The following is an 18764-nucleotide window of genomic DNA, read 5'->3' as shown; positions in this document are numbered from 1 at the left end:
TCATAATCCATTCTGGTCAGTGGTTTTTCAGCGAACTCGATGGTTGGTTCTTAGCCAGTCCCCGAATTCGCCTTCCGGCAATGGGCGGCTGTAGAAATAGCCCTGAGAGTAGTCGCAACCTTCCCGCTGGAGGAAGTGGGTCTGTGCCTCTTCCTCGACGCCTTCGGCAATCACCCTCAGGCCGAGGCTGTGAGCCATATTGATAATCGCTTTTACCAGGGAGGCATCGTCCTGTTCTTTCATCACGTCCTGAACAAAGGACTTATCGATTTTCAGGGTATCAAAGGGGTAGCTCTTCAGGTAGCTGAGCGCAGAGTAGCCGGTACCAAAGTCATCCACTGACAGACGGATTCCGGACTGGTCCAGTTGGCGAAGTATATCGGCCGTCTCAATGGTGTTATCCAGTATCAGCCGTTCCGTGATTTCCAGTTCCAGCTGCTGTGGCTCGAGCCCGCTGGTTTCCAGTGCGCTCATAACGGTGTAAATAAAACCCGGGTCCCGGAACTGGCGGGGCGAAACGTTCACTGATATGCCAATGCTGGTGCCTGTGTTTTCTTTCCAGCGCATGGCCGCCATGCAGGCTTCCTGCAGTACCCACTCTCCAATAGGTGTGATCAGGCCTGTTTCCTCTGCCAGGGGGATAAAACGGTCCGGCATGACCATCCCCAGGCCCGGGCTGTTCCAGCGCAGAAGTGCCTCCGCCGAGCAGAGTTCACCGGAATCCGTTTGGACAATAGGCTGATAATAGAGTTCAAACTCGTTCTGTTCCAGGGCCCTGCGCATGAGCGATTCCATCTGTAAGCGCTCGTGGGAAACTTCGGTCATCTCTGGCGCGAAATGTGCGTAAGCGCTCTTGCCCTTGTGCTTGGCCTGATACATAGCGGCATCCGCGTGCTGAAGCAGGGTGCCACTGTTATCCGAATCATTGGGGAAGATCGCGATGCCAATACTGGTGGTTACAAAGACTTCCTGGTTGTTGAGCAGGTAGGGCGGGGCAAAGGTCTTGAGAATACGTTCCGCTACCTGAGAGGTGGCTTCAGGCCCCGTCAGGCCAGGCAGGATAACCAGAAACTCGTCGCCTCCGAGCCTTGCGACGGTGCTGGTACCCCGCAGGCAGCTGGAGATTCTTCGTGCTGCTTCGATGAGCAGGTTATCGCCGGCGTCATGCCCGAGGGTGTCGTTGATGTGCTTGAAGTTGTCCAGGTCCAGAAACATGACGCCGACCAGGGAGCTCTCGCGTCGTGCCTGAGCCAGCGCCAGCTTGAGACGGTCAAGCGCCAGCATGCGGTTGGGAAGACCGGTGAGGATGTCGTAATTCGCCTGCCGCAGAAGCTGCTGCTCATACCGTTTGCGAATACTGATGTCCTCGCCGAGGATGAGGTAACCCGTTGCTTCTTTTTGGGAGTTCTTGATGGGAGTGACAATCAGCTGTTCCCAGTATCGCTCACCGTTCTTACGAACGCTGTTTATCTCACCCTGCCAAACGCCAACACGCTGGACCTGTAGACGGATGGATTGCCATAACTGGCGGTTTTCCCGGTGAGCATGGGCATCTTCCGAGAGCACGCCGGGGTGTTTGCCGATGATTGATTCGGCATCATAGCCGGTCAGCTGAGTAAATTTCTGGTTCGCAAACTCGATGCGCCACTGGCGATCGCAAATGAGCACTGACGAAGGGCTTTGCTCAATCGCTTTGGAGAACTTCCTGATTTCAGCCGCATCCCGTTCCTGGCGGTCCAGATCGTCATTGAGCCGCTCTCTCATCTGGTTGATGGCATCCGTTACCTGGGCAAGCTCGTCGTTACGGTTTAACGAATTATCCGGTCGGTCCAGCTGCAGTGGGCTGGAGAGATTGTTGAGCGAGAAGTTGCGGGCATAGTTGGCCATGGTGCTGAGGTGACGGGCCACAAAATACTGGAATATCCAGATGATCAATATCGACACAAAGAAGGTTTTGAAGAACTGCGTTGTCAGTACCACGACAACCTTTTGCCGCATATCTGAATAGACCCGTTTAAGGTCAGCGGTAACGGTCAGTTGACCGAGGGTGAACATGTCATCGCCCTGATGGCTCAGATTGAAGGTATGTGTGGTGGTCGTGGCGCCTCGGGGGATATCGCCCATGACCAACTCTGAGTCCGGTTCAATTTTCAGCCGAAGATGGACAATGTCCGGAAGGCTGAGTATGCCCTCGAGCTGGGTCTGCAGCAGTTTCTGGTCAAGTGCCCACAGGCTTCGGGCCAGGCTGGAGGTGTAACCGGTCTCGATGACTTTCAGGCGCCGGTCGATCTGGGACAGGTCCTTGCGATAGTCGGAATATATCTGGGCCGCAGATGAAATCAGTGTGAACAGGGAGCTGAATAGCAGGATGTACGCAAGTAGCCGGAAGGACAGCGGGGACCCGGTTCTAAATCGTTGCAGGCGAGTCAAAAGATTTTGCATGTCCTATATTACTTCGGCCGCGCAAGGAGGTTTGATAACGAATTGCGAAATGTACACTCAGGACTATAGCAGCAGTTTTTCGCGAATGCCTCGCAAATACAGGAATTATCGAAAGAAATGTGGTGCGGTTCAGGATTTTTTCGTGTGTGCCGTCATCAGTGCCATTGATACAGGTCAAGATGCTGCCACGGTGGCAGGCGTAATCTGGGCTCAATTGATCAGGATTGTCTGGAGGAATTGACGATGTATACCGACGCAGTTGTTATTGCAGGAATCGTAACCGTGTTGCTGATGGTAGGCTTTTTCGTTGGCGTAGGAGTTTTCGTGTTGAAGGACTCAAAGCATCAGCTTGGAGACCATGGCAGGCACTCAGAGAAGTCAGCCCGTGAAGGCCGTAAATCATAGGTGAGAAGCTGAAAGGTGGCGTCCCCTAGGGGGTTCGAACCCCTGTTGCCGCCGTGAAAGGGCGGAGTCCTAGGCCACTAGACGAAGGGGACGCATCGCTTCAAAACCTTGCCTCGTCGAGGTGGCGCGTATATTAAGTAAGCCGGTCCGGGCTGTCAAACAGTTTTTCAAAATTAATCCTTGAAAAACAGCCCTCAGTATCGAACCGCATCCGCGAGGGCGGGACTGAGGTCGGGAAACCGGAACTGGAATCCTTCAGCTTCAAGCCGTTCAGGTACTGCCATTTGCCCTGTGAGTAGCAGGCTGGACATCTCCCCGAGTGCAATTTTCAGAACTGGAGCGGGGGCGGGAAATATCGCTGGCCGCCCGAGAACCCCGGCCAGGCATTTGGTGAACTGACGGTTGGTTACCGGGTTCGGGCTGACAACGTTGTATGCTCCCTTGGCGCTTTCGTTATCCATCATCCAGGTCAATGCCGCGACCACATCGTCACGATGCACCCAGGGCATATATTGCCTGCCATTGCCCAGGCGGCCTCCGAGCCCCAGTTTGAACGGCAGCAACATGCGTTGCAAAAAACCTCCTCCGGGCCCTGCCACGACACCCGTGCGGGAAAGGCACACTCGTACTCCGCTGGTTTCCAGTCGCAACGCGGCCTGTTCCCAATCGCTGCACATCCGGTGGGTGAACTCATCATGAGGCGGCGTATCCTCGGTGACTCGCTGGCTGCCCTGGTCACCATAAAAGCCAACGGCTGAACCGGACACCATAACGAGGGGGAGTTTCTTCCAACTGAGGCTGATGTTCACCAGCTGATCGGTGAGCGCGATACGGCTATCCCTGAGTTCCTGTTTGCGTGACTCGGACCATCGTTTGTCCGCAATACCTTCCCCGGCCAGGTTGATCACTGCATCAAAACCCTCACTACCCTTCAATTCGTCAAGGTCGTTTACCGCTTCGACTCGACCGCACGCAGACTGAACATTGTGTGCCGGTTGACGACTCAGAACAGTGAGGCTATGACCGTCTGCGATCAGTTTCTGGCACAGCAACTGGCCTATGAAGCCCGTGCCACCGGTCACCAAAATCCGTTTTCCCATGATCTTCCACCCCTTATGATTTGCCGCTTTCACTGCATGCGCAGGTACCACAACCGTCTGTTATTATGCCGGCTGTTTCTATCGCTCGAGCGCCTGGTTAACGACATCCCGGATTGCATTGCCCAATTGCGGGTTTTCCCCGATCGGTGGCGCGAGAGTGATAGTGACATTATGAGCCGCCTGGAGCTCTTCTATCATCCCCGGTACGTCTTTTCTCAGGTGACGGCCCGCGGCCAGGAACAGAGGAATAATGATGAACGTATTGATGCCGTCTTCTTTGCCGTCGCGGATAATGGTTTCCAGCGAGGGTTCCGCCAGCTCCATATAGGCAATGCGAGAGCCAGCCACTGATTCAAGCGTTGGCGTGGCAAGCTTTTCAAAGGTCTGGCACCAGCGCTGGTCACTGCTTCCATGCGCGAGAAGAATAATTCTGGGGTCGTCGTTCATAGTATCTCCTGGGATGACCAAAAGCCGGGTAGCTTTCGTAAAGTGTAGCAGCGCCGGCGCCAAAACCGGCCTGCCGTGACGCAACAGGGTAAACCATATGTTCGATTGGAAAGAGATTCTGGATTTCTGGTTTGGTGAACTTGATGAACACGGGCTGCCGGATAGTGAGCACCGCAATCGCTGGTTTCGCTCTTCGCGTGCCTTTGATCAGGAGATCCGCCGGCGGTTTATATCGATGGTGCTGTTTGCCTCCGAAGACGGGTTACGACACTGGAGAAGTGTGCCCGGTGGTGCGTTAGCGGAGATTATTCTGCTGGACCAGTTCACTCGCCAGATCCACCGGGGTGGGGCCCTGGCATTCGACAATGACAAACTGGCCATCAGGCTTTGCAAAAGTGCCATGCGTAGTGGGCATGACATGGCGTTGCCGGCGGTTCAGCGGGCCTTTCTTTACATGCCATTGCAGCATTCAGAGAAAAGGGAAGACCAGAATCTTTCTGTGGATTGCTACGAGCAGTTGGCCACGGCCACCGGTGGCATTGCTGGTGACTTTATGGAGAGTTTTCTGCAGTCAGCCAGAGATCACCGGGATATTGTCAGTAAGTTCGGGCGGTTTCCTCACCGAAATAAAGCCCTGAAGCGAGATTCCACCCCGGAAGAAGCGATCTATCTTGAGTCAGGCAAGCGCTTCGGTCAGTAGTGAGGAACCGCTAATGTGCCATCGTTATTCCCGGGGCAGACTATGTGAACGAAGAGTGGGTTCGCGAATACGGCCAGTTGAATTGTGAGACCAGTCAGGTAGCGGACAGCGTTGCGCCAGCGGGTAGCCGTAGTTGAGCGCCGGCATGAAAAAAAGCAACGGTATTCGTCGATAAAAAACAGTTGACGGGCAAAGATGAATCCGTAGAATACGCCTCCGTTGATCAAGCGGGAATAGCTCAGTTGGTAGAGCACAACCTTGCCAAGGTTGGGGTCGCGAGTTCGAATCTCGTTTCCCGCTCCATTTCATGATCACACCTTCCAGTTTTGCGTTATCTCCAACCCTCTTTACCGATAAGCGGAACAAACCTGACTCCTCCCAGGTCTTCAGTCTCTGTTTTATTCTCCGAGAGGCGGGTAATGCGTAACAGTTGTTGCTGGTGTTGATCCGCGCCTGCCGGAATCACCAATCGCCCGCCAATGGTTAGCTGACTGATCAGGGATTCCGGAACGCCAGGCCCTCCGGCCGTAACAACGATTGCGTCAAAAGGGGCGTGCTCAGGCCAACCAAGCGTACCATCGCCACAACGAACCGCTATATTGTCATAGCCAAGCTTTGCCAGGCGTTTGCTGGCATGGTCTGCCAGTACCTGGTGCCGTTCGATCGTATATACCTGTTGCACGATACTCGCCAGAACAGCCGCTCCGTAGCCAGAGCCGGTGCCGATTTCCAGCACGGTATTGTCCGGCCCAAGCCGCATCGCTTCAGTCATCAGGGCAACAATATAGGGTTGGGATATGGTCTGTCCCTCTTCGATCGGTAACGGGGAGTCCTGGTAGGCAGAGTCAACCAAAGCCTGGCCAACAAAGGCCTCCCGCGGAACGGCCGCCATGGCTTTCAGTACCCGTTTGTCCCTGATGCCTCTTCGCGCCAGCAGATCGAGGAAAAGCTTTTTATCTTTGCGCTGAAACGGTTCCCTGGTCATGTTCCTCTCCTGAAGCCTTGGCCCCCGTTTGTCGGGTATACTCCGTGATCACGTTTTTACACTTACCACTTTCGGAGGCGCCATGCGGGTACATTCATTATATGTCTATCCGGTCAAATCGCTGGCCGGAATTGAGGTCTCCTCGTTTGATTTGGATGATTTTGGCCCGGCAGGTGACAGACGCTGGATGATCGTTGATGCGGAGAGGGAGTTCATCACTCAACGCAGCAACCCGGAATTGGCCCGGATAGGAACTCGGCTTGAACGGGGGCGGGTGGTCGTCGACATTCCTGGAGAAGGGGAGTTCCCGCTCATGACGGGCACGCAGGAGTGTCGTGTGAGGGTCTGGAGAGACTGGGCGAGAGCAGTATACGGTGGGCATGAGGCCTCAGAGGCGTTGTCGCGTTATTGCGGCCAGGGGTTTCGATTTGTTTATATGCCTGATGACACCTTCCGCCGCGTTGATGCGAGCCGGGTTACCGAGTATCGTCGGGTCAGTTTTGCTGATGGTTTTCCATTCCTGATTACCAATCTTGCTTCACTGGAGGAACTGAACTCACGGCTGGACACGGCAGTGGAAATGCGTCGGTTCAGGCCCAACATCGTCGTTGAGGGTGCCGGGCCCTGGGAAGAAGACCGCTGGCAGAAGCTGTTCATCGGCGATCTTGAATTCAGCCTGGTCAAACCCTGTTCTCGGTGTGTCGTGACCACCGTAGATCCCGATGCTGGTACGAAATCAGCAGATCTTCAGCCACTGCGCGAACTTGGCACTTACCGGCGCACCCCAGACGGAGTGATTTTTGGAATGAATGCCATTCATGAATCAGCCGGGGATATCCATGTCGGAAGCCCGGTGACCCTATCAAAGACTAAGACCACGGAGAATCAATAACGTGCCATTGTTAACGCTGGATGCCATATCGCTGGCTTTTGGCATGCAGCCATTACTTGACCAGGCCTCCATGACCATGGAACCCGGAGAACGCGTGTGCCTTCTCGGGCGTAACGGGGAGGGGAAATCCACATTACTGAAAATCGTCACCGGTGAGGTGGTGCCGGACGGCGGTGTTGTGAGATTGGAAGATGGCGCAAAGCTGTCGGTGCTGCCCCAGAACCTGCCTGTCAACGACACGCGGACTGCTTATGAAGCCGTATCCGGCGCTTTTCCCGAGACGGGTGATTTGCTTGCCGAATTTCACAAACTGACGCAGAACGCCGATGAGGCAAGCCTTGATCGAATGATGAAGGTTCAGGAGCGTCTGGAGGCACTTGATGGCTGGCGGCTCGACCAGAAAGTAGGTGCTATTCTTGCCCAGTATGGCATTGATCCTGACCAGCAGCTGAATACGCTCTCCGGTGGCTGGCAGCGGCGGGTCCTTCTGGCCCGTGCACTGGTCACAGAACCCGACGTATTGCTGTTGGACGAACCCACCAACCACCTGGATGTGCCTGCCATTGCCTGGCTGGAAGAGGCTCTGACGCAGTTCCGGGGCGCGATACTGTTTGTCAGCCACGACCGGGCGTTTATCCGCAGGATGGCAACGCGAATCGTAGAGCTGGATCGGGGCCATCTGGTGAGCTTTGCAGCTACTTACGACCGTTACCTGGACCTCAAGGAAAAGGCGCTGGAGGAGGAAGATCGTCAAAACGCGTTGTTTGACAAGCGTCTGAAGCAGGAAGAAGCCTGGATACGCCAGGGTATCAAAGCCCGCAGAACCCGCAACATGGGTAGGGTGAGGGCACTCAAGGCCATGCGTGAAGAGCGACGGCAACGGCGCGAGCGTGGTGGCACGGCCAGCTTCTCGGTGGAGGATGCGGCCCGCTCCGGAAAGCTGGTGGTAGAAGCCAGCGAAGCCGGATTTGCTTATCCTGACGGTACCCCGGTTATCCGCGACATGAATATGACGGTCCTGCGAGGGGACAAGATTGGTCTGGTTGGCGAAAACGGAACCGGTAAAACCACGTTGGTCCGCCTGCTGCTGGGGGATCTCAAGCCCACAGAAGGCCGAATCCGGTTGGGCACCAACCTGCAAGTAGCGTATTTTGACCAGCTTCGGGGAGAGCTGGATCTGGAACGTAATGCACTGGACAACCTTTCCGAGGGGCGTGAATTCATTGAAATCAATGGCCAGAGCAAGCATGTGCTGGGCTATTTGCAGGAATTTCTGTTCAGTCCGGAGCGCGCACGCTCTCCCGTGCATGTCTTCTCTGGTGGCGAACGGGCAAGATTGCTGCTGGCCAAACTGTTCAGCAAACCCGCCAACATTCTGGTACTGGATGAGCCAACCAACGACCTGGACGTTGAAACCCTGGAACTGCTTGAATCCAGGCTGGTGGAGTTTGCGGGTACTGTGGTGGTGATCAGTCACGACCGGGAATTTCTCGACAATGTGGCCACCGACACCGTATTTCTGGACGGCTCCGGTAAGGTAGCGGAATTTGTTGGCGGTTATTCTGACTGGCGAAGACAGGGCGGACGGTTTCCCTCCGAGGGCGGTAACCGAAAGGTGTCCAGGCCGCCGATGAACGACAAGCCAGAACCAGAGGCTCCGAAGCCTGTATCGACGGAAACCGGAACGGCTAAAGCCAAGCCGGTCAAGCTGAGCTACAAACTCAAGCTGGAACTGGAACAGTTGCCGGGCCAGATCGAAGAACTGGAGCGTGAGCTGGAAGGCTTGCGGCAGCAAATTGCGGACCCGGAGTTTTATTCCGCGCCGGCGGATGATGTGTCCGCAACACTTGCTGAACTGGGTGACAGGGAGGCCCGTCTGGAAAAGGTTATCGAGCGATGGATGGAGCTGGAGGAACAGGCGAATCAATGAATGTAACGTATCAGTTCAGATTTGAAGATAATCGGTCCGTGGATTTCAAGGTGACGGATCAACCGGCAGTCGCAAAAGCTAATTTACCTGCCTGGACAAAACTGGACCATTGCCAGTGCTCGAACTGCCCCCTGAAGGTGTCGGAATCGCCGCAATGCCCAGCGGCTGTCAAAATACTGCCGGTGGTGAACCAGTTTCAGGCAGAAGACGCCTATCAGAAAGTTGACGTCGTGGTTACCGACGACCGCAGGACCTACTCCAAGTCAACAACGCTTGAGGAAGCCCTGCGTTCTCTGCTGGGGCTTAAAATGGCCACCAGTGGTTGTCCGGTGCTGTCCGAGCTGAAACCGATGGCGGTACACCATCTGCCTTTCGCCAGTAATGACGAATTCATCATGCGAAGCGTTTCCCACTACCTGCTGCAGCAGTACCTGGCGAAACGCAATCATCAGGAGCCGGACTGGGACCTGAAAGGCCTGGTGGAGAGGAATCAGCGGTTACAACTGGTCAATCAGGCACTGTGGCAGCGCATCCACTCCGTCTGCAAGGGCGACAGTAACCTCAAGGCGCTGCTCAACTTCTTTTCCATGGCGTCCAGTGTAAGCTTCTCCCTGGAAAGCCAACTTCGTAAGCTGCAGGCAAAGATGCAGGGAGATGGCGCTGCCTGAGGCGCCACCCCACAGATTTAGTGTCGCGTCGCGCTACTGAATCCGAACGGCCAGTACGTCGCAGACGGTTCCGTGCAGGACGCCGTTGGCAGTAGAGCCGAGAAGCAATTGAAAGCCTTTGCGCCCATGACTTCCAACGATGACCAGGTCAGCGTTCTGTTCCTTTGACAGACGGTGGATTTCAGACTCTGGGCGGCCAACGGTCACCACCTGGTTTTCTTTCGACACACCGTATTGCTCGCCATATCGGGTAAGCTGATCCTTTGCTGCCTTGTCCAACTGGTCCTGTAGTTCCGTCAGGTCCATGGGGATGTCGCCACCATAGGCATAGCCCACCGGTTCCACCACGTGCACCAGCATGAGTTGCGCACCATGGGCCTTGCTGATCTCCACGGCTTTGTTGAGAACCTGCGGGGCTTCTTCTGTCAGATCAATGGCCACCAGGATTTTTTGATAGATTGACATCGCATCGCTCCTTCGCGGATGAAGTCTGAAACGGGGCTTATCCAGAGATTACTGTACCTTAAAAGTGTAAACCAATACTGACGGGTATCAAAAACGGGCGATAAGCGGGATGGTCTGGCGAAGCCGGGGCATTGGATTGCCCCGGCCACGGTGATATCAGGCCGCGGTTTCCCGCAACAGCCCGATGGTTGTTTCCAGGCTCCTGAGAATGCCTTTGGAGTAACGGTCTATCACAAACGCGACGTTGTTGTCGTTGTAATTGATGTAGGACCCGCGGATAAATTCCCACTTCGATGTCAGGTCATTCAGAGTGGTTTTCAACTGGCCCTGTGAGTCACCCTCGTTTACCTGTGCAAGCAAAGTGTCGAAGAGGCGTGCCTGTTCGTCCAGAGGGATATCGTTGGAGGAGCCCTGAAACGTCTGGGCCACTGACGAGTGTGTGCGCGCGGAATACTTTGCCATCATCTGGGCCATGGTGACTGCGGCGGATCGAGCCGCTTCAATACGGCTGTTGATTGCCGTTTCCGAGCTTTCCTGCGCCACAGCATACATCTCTGATGCTACCTGGCTCATCAGCAGGGCCTGGTTCGCCATGTCCGAAACCAGACGCAGGTCAGGGTAACCGGTATTACGCACGTCGTTGATATTGCTGCGCATCAGATCCTTGAACTTGTCGAATTCCACGTTAAGGCTTTCAACCTGATTGCCGGAGAGCACGCCGGCGGTGCTGTCGGCGACCGAATTCATCGAATCGTTGGCCTCGTTGATGGCGGCTACGATCTCGTTCAGTGTTTCGGTATCGCCGGAGGCACTGAAGCGATAGTAGGCGTCCAGCGCCACGTAATTACTGACGCGGAAGTCGTGAAGATTGGAAAGGAAGCCGTTTCCTGCCTCCTGGGCACGAGCGGTAAAGGAAACAATCAATAGCAGTGCAAGGGCGGTTACGAGTGAACGTACCCGCAGGTGAGCGTCTTTCATCGGATGGGTCTCCGTAAGGCTACTTTATTATTGTGGACTAAAGTCGTAAGCCGAAGGTAAAGTAACTGGGCCGGCCAATCAAGCAGTTTTGCGGGGCAGGACAGGCGCAAATGCAAAAACCTCTACAGCTGCTTGATTAACAACAATTCAAGTCACCCCCAGATGCCGTTCGGCTGCTCATTCGGGGGGCGGTCGGGTTGATTCTTCCAGAAACAAATTGACAAACGAGCCGTTTTTTTTCATCGTGTCACCCCACGATTCAAACGACTGTATGAATTTTTGAATCGATTGATCGGGTAGTGACCGAAATCTCGCTGCATCAGCGGCCGCTTCGCGAGCGCTCATGCGGTTGTTATAGCAGTTCCAAACACAGACTGGAGATCAGTTGATGATTTACGAAGGTAAAGCCATCACGGTTAAAGAGATCGAAGGCGGGATCGCTCAGTTGAACTTTGACTTGCAGGGCGAGTCAGTGAACAAGTTCAACCGTCTCACGATTGAAGAGCTCCGCGCCGCGACTGACAAGCTGGGAGCCCAGAAAGGCCTCAAGGGCCTGGTGGTGACCAGCTCGAAGGACAGCTTTATAGTTGGCGCCGACATCACGGAATTCACCGACCTGTTTGCCGGGCCGGAAGAGGACCTGGTTGCCAATAATCTCAAGGCCAATGAAGCATTCAGTGCCATTGAAGACCTGCCTTTCCCCACGGTCACCGCCATCAACGGTATCGCTCTGGGCGGTGGATTTGAAATGTGTCTGGCCACCGATTACCGGGTAATGGATGAGAAGGCCAAGGTTGGTCTTCCGGAAGTAAAGCTGGGCATTTTCCCGGGCTTCGGCGGTACTGTTCGGCTGTCCCGTCTGGTTGGTGTTGATTACGCTGTTGAGTGGATTTGCGGTGGCACTGAGAACCGTGCTGACAAAGCTCTGAAAATCGGCGCCGTGGATGCGGTTCTTGAAGGCGAAAAGCTGATGGAAGCCGCTGTTGGCATTATCAACCAGTGCAACGACGGCAAGCTCGATTATAAGGCCCGTCGCGAAGAGAAGACAGGCAAGATCAAACTGAACGCCATGGAAAGCATGATGGCGTTCGAGATCTCCAAAGCGTTCGTTGCCGGACAGGCTGGCAAGAACTACCCGGCTCCGGTCGAGGCCATCAAGGTGATGCAGAAGCACGCCGGGCTGACCCGCGACAAGGCAATCGAGGTCGAGGCCAAGGGCTTTGCCAAGATGGCCAAGACCAATGTTGCAGCGTGCCTGGTTGGCCTGTTCCTGAATGACCAGGAGCTGAAGAAGAAAGCCAAGGCCTGGGAAAAAGAAGCCAACGACGTCAAGATGGCTGCGGTACTGGGTGCGGGCATCATGGGTGGTGGTGTCGCTTTCCAGTCTGCGCTGAAGGGCACGCCGATCCTCATGAAGGATATCAATCAGGACGGTATTGCTCTCGGCCTGAAAGAAGCCAAGAAGCTGCTGACCAAGCGTATCGACAAGGGCAAGATGAAGCCCGACCAGATGGCGGACGTTCTGAACAACATTACGCCAACCCTTAACTATGGTGATTTCAAGAACGTAGACCTGGTTGTTGAAGCAGTTGTTGAAAATCCGAAGGTGAAAGACGCGGTTCTGCGCGAGACTGAAGACAGTGTCCGTGAAGACACCATCCTCACGTCCAACACTTCAACAATCTCCATCAACAAACTGGCAACAAATCTGAAGCGTCCGGAAAACTTCTGCGGTATGCACTTCTTCAACCCGGTGCACATGATGCCGCTGGTTGAGGTCATTCGCGGTGAGAAGACGTCCGACCGTGCCATCGCAACTACCGTCGCCTACGCCAAGGCGATGGGCAAGACTCCGGTTGTGGTCAATGACTGCCCCGGCTTCCTGGTCAACCGCGTGCTGTTCCCGTACTTCGGCGGTTTCTCCGGACTGGTACGTGACGGTGCAGACTTCCAGAAAATCGACAAGGTTATGGAAAAGTTCGGCTGGCCGATGGGCCCCGCCTATCTGCTGGACGTGGTTGGCATGGATACCGCCAAGCACGCCAACGAGGTAATGGCTGAAGGCTTCCCCGAGCGCATGAAGGCCGACTACAAGTCCGCTGTGGAAGTCATGTTCGAGAACGAGCGTTACGGCCAGAAGAACGACAAGGGTTTCTACAAGTACGAAACCGACAAAAAGGGCAAGCAGAAGAAGATTGTGGACGAAGAGAGCTACAAGCTGCTTGAACCGGTCGTTCAGGGCAAGAAAGAGTTTGACGACGAAGAGATCATCGCCCGCATGATGCTCCCGCTTTGCCTGGAAACCGTTCGCTGCCTGGAAGACGGCATCGTTGAGGATCCGGCAGACGCGGACATGGGTCTGATCTTCGGTATCGGCTTCCCGCCGTTCCGTGGTGGTGCCCTGCGCTATATCGACGATATGGGTGTCGACAAATTCGTCGAGCTGGCAGACAAGTTTGCAGATCTTGGTCCTTTATACCACCCGACCGAGAAACTGCGTGAAATGGCCAAGACTGGCGAAAAGTTCTTTGGCTAACCCTGAACGAGATTTCCGAACGGAGAAAGATCTATGAGCCTTAATCCGAGAGACGTTGTCGTCGTCGATTGCGTACGGAGTCCGATGGGTCGTGCCAAGAATGGCTGCTTCCGCAATGTACGTGCGGAAAACCTATCGGCTGCGTTGATTGAAGCACTGTTTGAGCGCAACCCGAAGCTTGACCCGAAAGAAGTTGAAGACGTGATCTGGGGCTGTGTAAACCAGACCAAGGAGCAGGGCTTCAACGTGGCACGTCAGATTTCACTGCTGACGCGCATCCCGCATGAGTCCGCGGCACAGACTGTCAACCGTCTGTGTGGTTCCGCCATGAGCGCGATCCACACGGCTGCCCAGGCGATCCAGACTGGCAACGGTGATGTGTTCTTTGTTGGTGGTGTGGAGCATATGGGCCACATTCCCATGACTGACGGTTTCGACCACAACCCGGCGGCGTCGAAGTACACTGCCAAAGCGTCCAACATGATGGGCCTGACTGCGGAAATGCTGGCAAAAATGCACGGCATTACCCGCGAACAGCAGGACGAGTTTGGCGCCCGGTCACATCGTCTGGCCCATGAAGCCACCCAGGAGGGTCGTTTCAAGAATGAAATCGTGCCAATCCAGGGTCACGACGAGAACGGCTTCGTCAAGCTGATCGAAGAAGATGAAACCATTCGTCCCGAGACGACGGTTGAGTCTCTGGGCCAGCTGAAGCCGGCGTTCGACCCGAAGAACGGTACCGTTACTGCAGGTACGTCTTCCCAGTTGACTGATGGTGCTGCCGCGATGGTGCTGATGTCAGCCGAGCGTGCGGAAGCACTGGGACTGAAGCCAATGGCGAGGATTCGCAGCATGGCGGTAGCCGGCTGTGATCCCGCGATCATGGGTTATGGCCCGGTGCCGGCTACCAAGAAGGCGCTCAAGCGTGCAGGTCTGAAAGTCGAAGATATCGACTTCTGGGAACTGAACGAAGCGTTCGCCGGTCAGTCACTTCCGGTACTGAAAGACCTGAAGCTGCTGGGCGTGATGGAAGAGAAAGTGAACCTGAACGGCGGCGCGATCGCCCTCGGCCATCCGCTGGGCTGCTCCGGTGCACGAATCTCCACAACCCTGCTGAACGTAATGCAGGCCAAAGGCGGTAAGCTTGGTGTTTCCACCATGTGTATCGGCCTGGGGCAGGGCATTGCAACAGTGTGGGAGCGGCTCTGATTCGGTAAGCCGGATTGGTGACAAGCTCTCAGGAGGCCCGGCGAATGCCGGGCTTTCCTGTCTCTGGCCGCGCAAAAAAGCCGGCCCTAAACAGAAGAATGGGTTGTCTTGCTTTTCTTGACCCTGTAAAACAATGCACCTATACCAACGTGGCGGTTAGTGAACGTTTTCTAGCCGACTGATTTTACAGCGAGTTTACGGTTTGCTGATTTTTCAACCGATTATCGCCAAGGACACAGATCTCCGATATGGGTAAAAGTCTCGTTATTGTCGAGTCGCCAGCGAAAGCGAAGACCATCAACAAATACCTGGGCTCAGACTTCATCGTGAAGTCGAGCGTCGGGCATATTCGCGACCTGCCAGTCAGTGGCAGCGGCTCGACTTCGGATCCGAAAGAACGCGCCAGGCAGGCAGCGCTGACCCGCAAGATGAGCCCGGACGAGAAGGCGGCTCACAAGAAGCGCAAATCCAGGGAGCAACTGGTCGCACGGATGGGTGTAGACCCGGAGCACGACTGGAGTGCCCGGTACGAGATTCTGCCCGGCAAGGAAAAGGTTGTCAGTGAACTGAAGCGCCTGGCGAAATCCGCCGATCATATCTATCTGGCAACGGATCTTGACCGTGAGGGGGAGGCGATTGCCTGGCACCTTCAGCAAACCATCGGTGGCGAGTCTGACAAGTACCGCCGTGTGGTCTTCAATGAGATTACCAAGCGCGCTATCCAGGAGGCCTTCAAAGACCCCGGAAACCTGGACACCAACCGTGTCAATGCGCAGCAGGCCCGACGCTTCCTGGATCGGGTTGTGGGTTATATGGTGTCACCATTGCTGTGGGCCAAGATCGCCCGTGGCCTGTCGGCTGGTCGTGTCCAGTCCGTCGCTGTCCGACTGATCGTCGAGCGCGAGCGGGAAATCCGCAAGTTCGTTCCCGAAGAGTTCTGGCAACTGCACGCGGATCTGCTTTCGAAACAAGCGGAACAGCCGCTTCGATTCGAGGTCACGCGATATGATGATAAAGCCTATCGCCCGGTCAATGAGAAGCAGAGCACCGAGCACGTTGAGCGTCTGAAAGCGGGCACTTTCAAGGTTGCCAAGCGCGAAGACAAGCCCACCAAGTCACGGCCGTCAGCACCGTTTATTACTTCGACACTGCAGCAGGCGGCCAGTAACCGGATGGGGTTCAGCGTCAAGAAAACCATGATGCTGGCCCAACGCCTTTATGAGGCGGGTTTTATCACTTACATGCGTACTGATTCCACCAATCTGAGTCAGGACGCCCTGACCAGTTGTCGTGAATTTGTACTAAAACAGTTCGGTGACAACTATCTGCCCGACACCCCAAGGGTTTACGGCAGCAAGGAAGGCGCCCAGGAGGCCCACGAAGCGATTCGTCCAACGGATGTAGGTCGTAGGCCGGCGGATATCAGCGGCCTGGAGAAGGACGCTGAAAAGCTGTATGACCTGATCTGGCGACAGTTCATTGCCTGCCAGATGGCTGATGCCCAGTTCCTGAGCACATCCATCCTGGTCGCCAACGGTGATTACGAGCTTCGTATCCGCGGTCGTATTATCAAATTTGAGGGTTTCCTCAAAGTGGCGCCGCAGTCTGCCAAGAAAGACGAAGACATTGCGCTTCCGGATATCCAGGTTAACGAAACCCTGGATCTGAAAAAGCTTGATCCCAGCCAGCATTTCACCAAGCCGGCACCACGTTACACCGAAGCCAGCCTGGTCAAGGAGCTGGAGAAGCAGGGTATCGGGCGGCCCTCAACCTACGCGTCGATCATTTCCACCATCCAGGACCGCGGTTACGTTCGCCTGCAAAATCGGCGTTTTTATGCGGAAAAGATGGGTGAGATCGTCACTGAACGCCTGTCCGAATCCTTCCCGAACCTGATGGATTTTGACTTCACCGCCAAGATGGAGGATGAGCTCGACGATATTGCCGGTGGCGAAGTGGAATGGAAGAAGGTGCTGAACGATTTCTACGCCCGCTTCCGCCAGCAACTGGAAACCGCCGAGGGCGGCGAAGACGGTGGTATGCGGGCCAACACCCCGACGGAAACAGATATCCCGTGCCCGACCTGCAACCGCCCGATGCAGATCCGGGTGGCCAGTACCGGCGTGTTTCTGGGTTGTTCCGGTTATTCGCTGCCACCGAAGGAGCGCTGCAAGACCACCATCAACCTGGTTTCCGGCGACGAAGTGGTCAGTGCTGATGAAGATGTGGAAGGTGAGGGCGAAAGCCGCCTGCTACGCAAAAAGCGCCGCTGCCCGAAGTGCGGAACCGCCATGGACAGCTACCTGGTGGACGAAACCCGCAAGCTGCATGTTTGCGGTAACAATCCTGATTGTTCCGGCTATGAAGTAGAAAAGGGCACCTTCCGGATCAAGGGTTATGAAGGGCCAACGCTTGAGTGTGATAAGTGTGGTTCTGAAATGCAGCTGAAAACCGGTCGTTTCGGCAAATATTTCGGTTGCACCAACACTGAATGCAAGAACACCCGTAAATTACTGAAGAGTGGTGAGCCGGCACCTCCCAAGATGGATCCCGTGCCTATGCCGGAGCTCCAGTGCCAGAAAGTTGATGACACTTACGTGCTTCGTGACGGCGCGTCAGGACTGTTCCTGGCCGCCAGCAAGTTTCCCAAGAACCGGGAGACACGGCCGCCGTTGGTGATGGAGATCAAGCCCCATCGCAAGGAAATTGACCCAAAATATGACTACCTGATGGATGCGCCCGAAAAGGATCCCGAGGGCAATCCCACGGTCATCCGATACAGCCGTAAGAGCAAAGAGCAGTACGTCATGTCGGAGAAGGACGGCAAGGCGACAGGCTGGTCGGCGTGGTACGAGAACGGGCGCTGGGTTCCGCAGGACAAAAAGAAATAACTTTTAGCCACGGAAGGACACTGAAAGAAAAAGCCAAAGACGATATTGCCACGAAAACCATCTCTAAAGAACACGAACAAAGATCCGCGATGGAAAGACCACAAGGCTCTATCGTATTTTTCGTGTTCTTTGGATTTCGTGGCCAAAAATCACTTCTTCCGAAGCCGTTGAATCAGCGAAGACGTATCCCAGCGGCGCCCGCCCATATCCTGAACATCGGCATAGAACTGGTCCACCAGGGCAGCAACGGGAATCTTCGACCCATTTTTACGGGCTTCCTCAAGACAGATCGCCAGATCCTTGCGCATCCAGTCGACCGCAAACCCATGCTCGAACTTCCCTTCAATCATGGTGGCGGAGCGGTTCTCCATCTGCCAAGACTGGGCCGCACCTTTCGAAATTACATCCACAACCTTGCGCACATCCAGCTCGGCCTGCTCAGCAAAGTGCAGCGCTTCGGAGAGCCCCTGAACCAGACCTGCTATGGCAATCTGGTTCACCATTTTTGTTTTCTGACCGCTGCCAACGGGGCCCATCAGGTTGAGGGCTTTTGAATAGTGGTCCATCAACGGCTTCGCTTGCGAAAATGGTTCATCGTTCCCGCCGCACATTACGGTGAGTTTTCCATTTTCGGCGCCCTGTTGCCCGCCGGAAACCGGCGCATCAATAAACTCAAGGTTGCGGGCCCTGGCAAGCTGCGCCAGCTGTTCGGCGATGCCTGCCGAGGCTGTTGTGTGATCGACCAGAATAGCGCCGGGTTTGGCATTGGCGATGATGCCATCGGGACCCTCGTATACTTCAATAAGATCGCGGTCAGCGCCGACGCAGGTAAATACGAAGTCGGCTTCCATCAAGGTGCTGGCGATTGAGTCGCAGGCTTTACCCGGATATTCGTCGGCCCAGGACGTGGATTTTTCGGCGCTACGGTTCCATACCCGTACGCCGACGCCTGCGTTTGCCAGATGGCCGGCCATGGGGTAACCCATAACGCCCAGGCCGATAAATGCTGCGGTTACGCTCATAAAGTCTGTCTCCGGATCTCGGTTTTTGTTTGGGAAAACAGACTCAATCATTACAGAATGAGCAGATACAAAAAAGGCCGCTGTGCAGCGGCCC

At 55.2% G+C, this 18764-nt stretch carries 15 protein-coding genes and 2 tRNA genes; 9 read left to right on the top strand and 8 right to left on the bottom strand.

What is annotated here, in order from left to right; translation table 11 throughout:
- Nucleotides 1–27: 27 nt before the first annotated feature.
- Complete coding sequence (locus M8010_RS12815; RefSeq protein WP_250091739.1) at nucleotides 28–2442, bottom strand: bifunctional diguanylate cyclase/phosphodiesterase; 2415 nt, start codon at nucleotides 2440–2442, stop codon at nucleotides 28–30.
- A 243-nt stretch (nucleotides 2443–2685) separates the two neighbouring features.
- On the opposite strand from M8010_RS12815, the gene ccoM reads away from it, so the two are divergent.
- Nucleotides 2686–2847, top strand: a complete 162-nt coding sequence (gene ccoM / locus M8010_RS20145; RefSeq protein ID WP_250091737.1) for a cytochrome c oxidase subunit CcoM — start codon at nucleotides 2686–2688, stop codon at nucleotides 2845–2847.
- Between the two features lie 16 nt (nucleotides 2848–2863).
- Here ccoM and M8010_RS12805 read toward each other — a convergent pair.
- The 3 genes from M8010_RS12805 to M8010_RS12795 form a co-directional block, all read right to left on the bottom strand.
- Nucleotides 2864–2939, bottom strand: a tRNA-Glu gene (locus M8010_RS12805).
- Nucleotides 2940–3041: 102 nt separating this feature from the next.
- Complete coding sequence (locus M8010_RS12800) at nucleotides 3042–3947, bottom strand: TIGR01777 family oxidoreductase (RefSeq protein WP_250091736.1); 906 nt, start codon at nucleotides 3945–3947, stop codon at nucleotides 3042–3044.
- 78 nt (nucleotides 3948–4025) lie between these two features.
- Nucleotides 4026–4394, bottom strand: coding sequence for a sirohydrochlorin chelatase (locus tag M8010_RS12795; protein WP_250091735.1), 369 nt, complete (start codon nucleotides 4392–4394; stop codon nucleotides 4026–4028).
- Between the two features lie 97 nt (nucleotides 4395–4491).
- On the opposite strand from M8010_RS12795, the gene M8010_RS12790 reads away from it, so the two are divergent.
- Both M8010_RS12790 and M8010_RS12785 read left to right on the top strand, forming a co-directional pair.
- Complete coding sequence (locus tag M8010_RS12790; RefSeq protein WP_250091733.1) at nucleotides 4492–5094, top strand: DUF924 family protein; 603 nt, start codon at nucleotides 4492–4494, stop codon at nucleotides 5092–5094.
- Nucleotides 5095–5321: 227 nt separating this feature from the next.
- Nucleotides 5322–5397: transfer RNA gene (locus tag M8010_RS12785), tRNA-Gly, on the top strand.
- A 28-nt stretch (nucleotides 5398–5425) separates the two neighbouring features.
- On the opposite strand, the gene M8010_RS12780 is transcribed toward M8010_RS12785, so the two are convergent.
- A complete protein-coding gene (locus M8010_RS12780; RefSeq protein WP_250091731.1) occupies nucleotides 5426–6079 on the bottom strand; it encodes a protein-L-isoaspartate(D-aspartate) O-methyltransferase in 654 nt (217 codons plus the stop codon).
- 82 nt (nucleotides 6080–6161) lie between these two features.
- On the opposite strand from M8010_RS12780, the gene M8010_RS12775 reads away from it, so the two are divergent.
- From M8010_RS12775 to M8010_RS12765, 3 genes are read left to right on the top strand one after another with little or no spacing between them, the layout of a single operon-like run.
- Nucleotides 6162–6971, top strand: coding sequence for an MOSC domain-containing protein (locus tag M8010_RS12775; protein WP_250091729.1), 810 nt, complete (start codon nucleotides 6162–6164; stop codon nucleotides 6969–6971).
- Nucleotide 6972: 1 nt separating this feature from the next.
- A complete protein-coding gene (locus M8010_RS12770) occupies nucleotides 6973–8901 on the top strand; it encodes an ATP-binding cassette domain-containing protein (RefSeq protein WP_250091728.1) in 1929 nt (642 codons plus the stop codon).
- Nucleotides 8898–9569 (top strand): DUF6901 family protein, encoded by a 672-nt coding sequence (locus M8010_RS12765; protein WP_250091726.1) that lies wholly within the window; start codon nucleotides 8898–8900, stop codon nucleotides 9567–9569. The genes M8010_RS12770 and M8010_RS12765 overlap by 4 nt, the downstream gene beginning before the upstream one ends.
- 33 nt (nucleotides 9570–9602) lie before the next feature.
- Here M8010_RS12765 and M8010_RS12760 read toward each other — a convergent pair whose 3' ends face one another.
- Nucleotides 9603–10034 (bottom strand): universal stress protein, encoded by a 432-nt coding sequence (locus tag M8010_RS12760; protein WP_250091724.1) that lies wholly within the window; start codon nucleotides 10032–10034, stop codon nucleotides 9603–9605.
- Between the two features lie 156 nt (nucleotides 10035–10190).
- Entirely contained in the window at nucleotides 10191–11012 is an 822-nt protein-coding gene (locus M8010_RS12755) for a hypothetical protein (protein WP_250091723.1), read from the bottom strand.
- A gap of 388 nt (nucleotides 11013–11400) precedes the next feature.
- Here M8010_RS12755 and fadB point away from each other — a divergent pair, with 388 nt between their 5' ends.
- The 3 genes from fadB (at nucleotide 11401) to topA (ending at nucleotide 17648) form a co-directional block, all read left to right on the top strand.
- A complete protein-coding gene (fadB, locus tag M8010_RS12750) occupies nucleotides 11401–13548 on the top strand; it encodes a fatty acid oxidation complex subunit alpha FadB (RefSeq protein ID WP_250091721.1) in 2148 nt (715 codons plus the stop codon).
- A 33-nt stretch (nucleotides 13549–13581) separates the two neighbouring features.
- A complete protein-coding gene (gene fadA / locus M8010_RS12745) occupies nucleotides 13582–14757 on the top strand; it encodes an acetyl-CoA C-acyltransferase FadA (protein ID WP_250091720.1) in 1176 nt (391 codons plus the stop codon).
- 248 nt (nucleotides 14758–15005) lie between these two features.
- On the top strand, nucleotides 15006–17648 hold the full coding sequence (gene topA / locus M8010_RS12740; protein WP_250091719.1) for a type I DNA topoisomerase: 2643 nt from the start codon (nucleotides 15006–15008) through the stop codon (nucleotides 17646–17648).
- 149 nt (nucleotides 17649–17797) lie between these two features.
- Here the strand turns inward: topA and M8010_RS12735 are convergent, their stop codons facing one another.
- Complete coding sequence (locus M8010_RS12735; protein ID WP_250091718.1) at nucleotides 17798–18670, bottom strand: NAD(P)-dependent oxidoreductase; 873 nt, start codon at nucleotides 18668–18670, stop codon at nucleotides 17798–17800.
- Nucleotides 18671–18764 lie beyond the last annotated feature (94 nt).

The organism is Marinobacter sp. ATCH36 (assembly GCF_023555055.1).
Classification (GTDB): domain Bacteria; phylum Pseudomonadota; class Gammaproteobacteria; order Pseudomonadales; family Oleiphilaceae; genus Marinobacter.
Note: the sequence above shows the minus strand (reverse complement) of the source record. Positions and strands in the feature narration are given on the sequence as shown.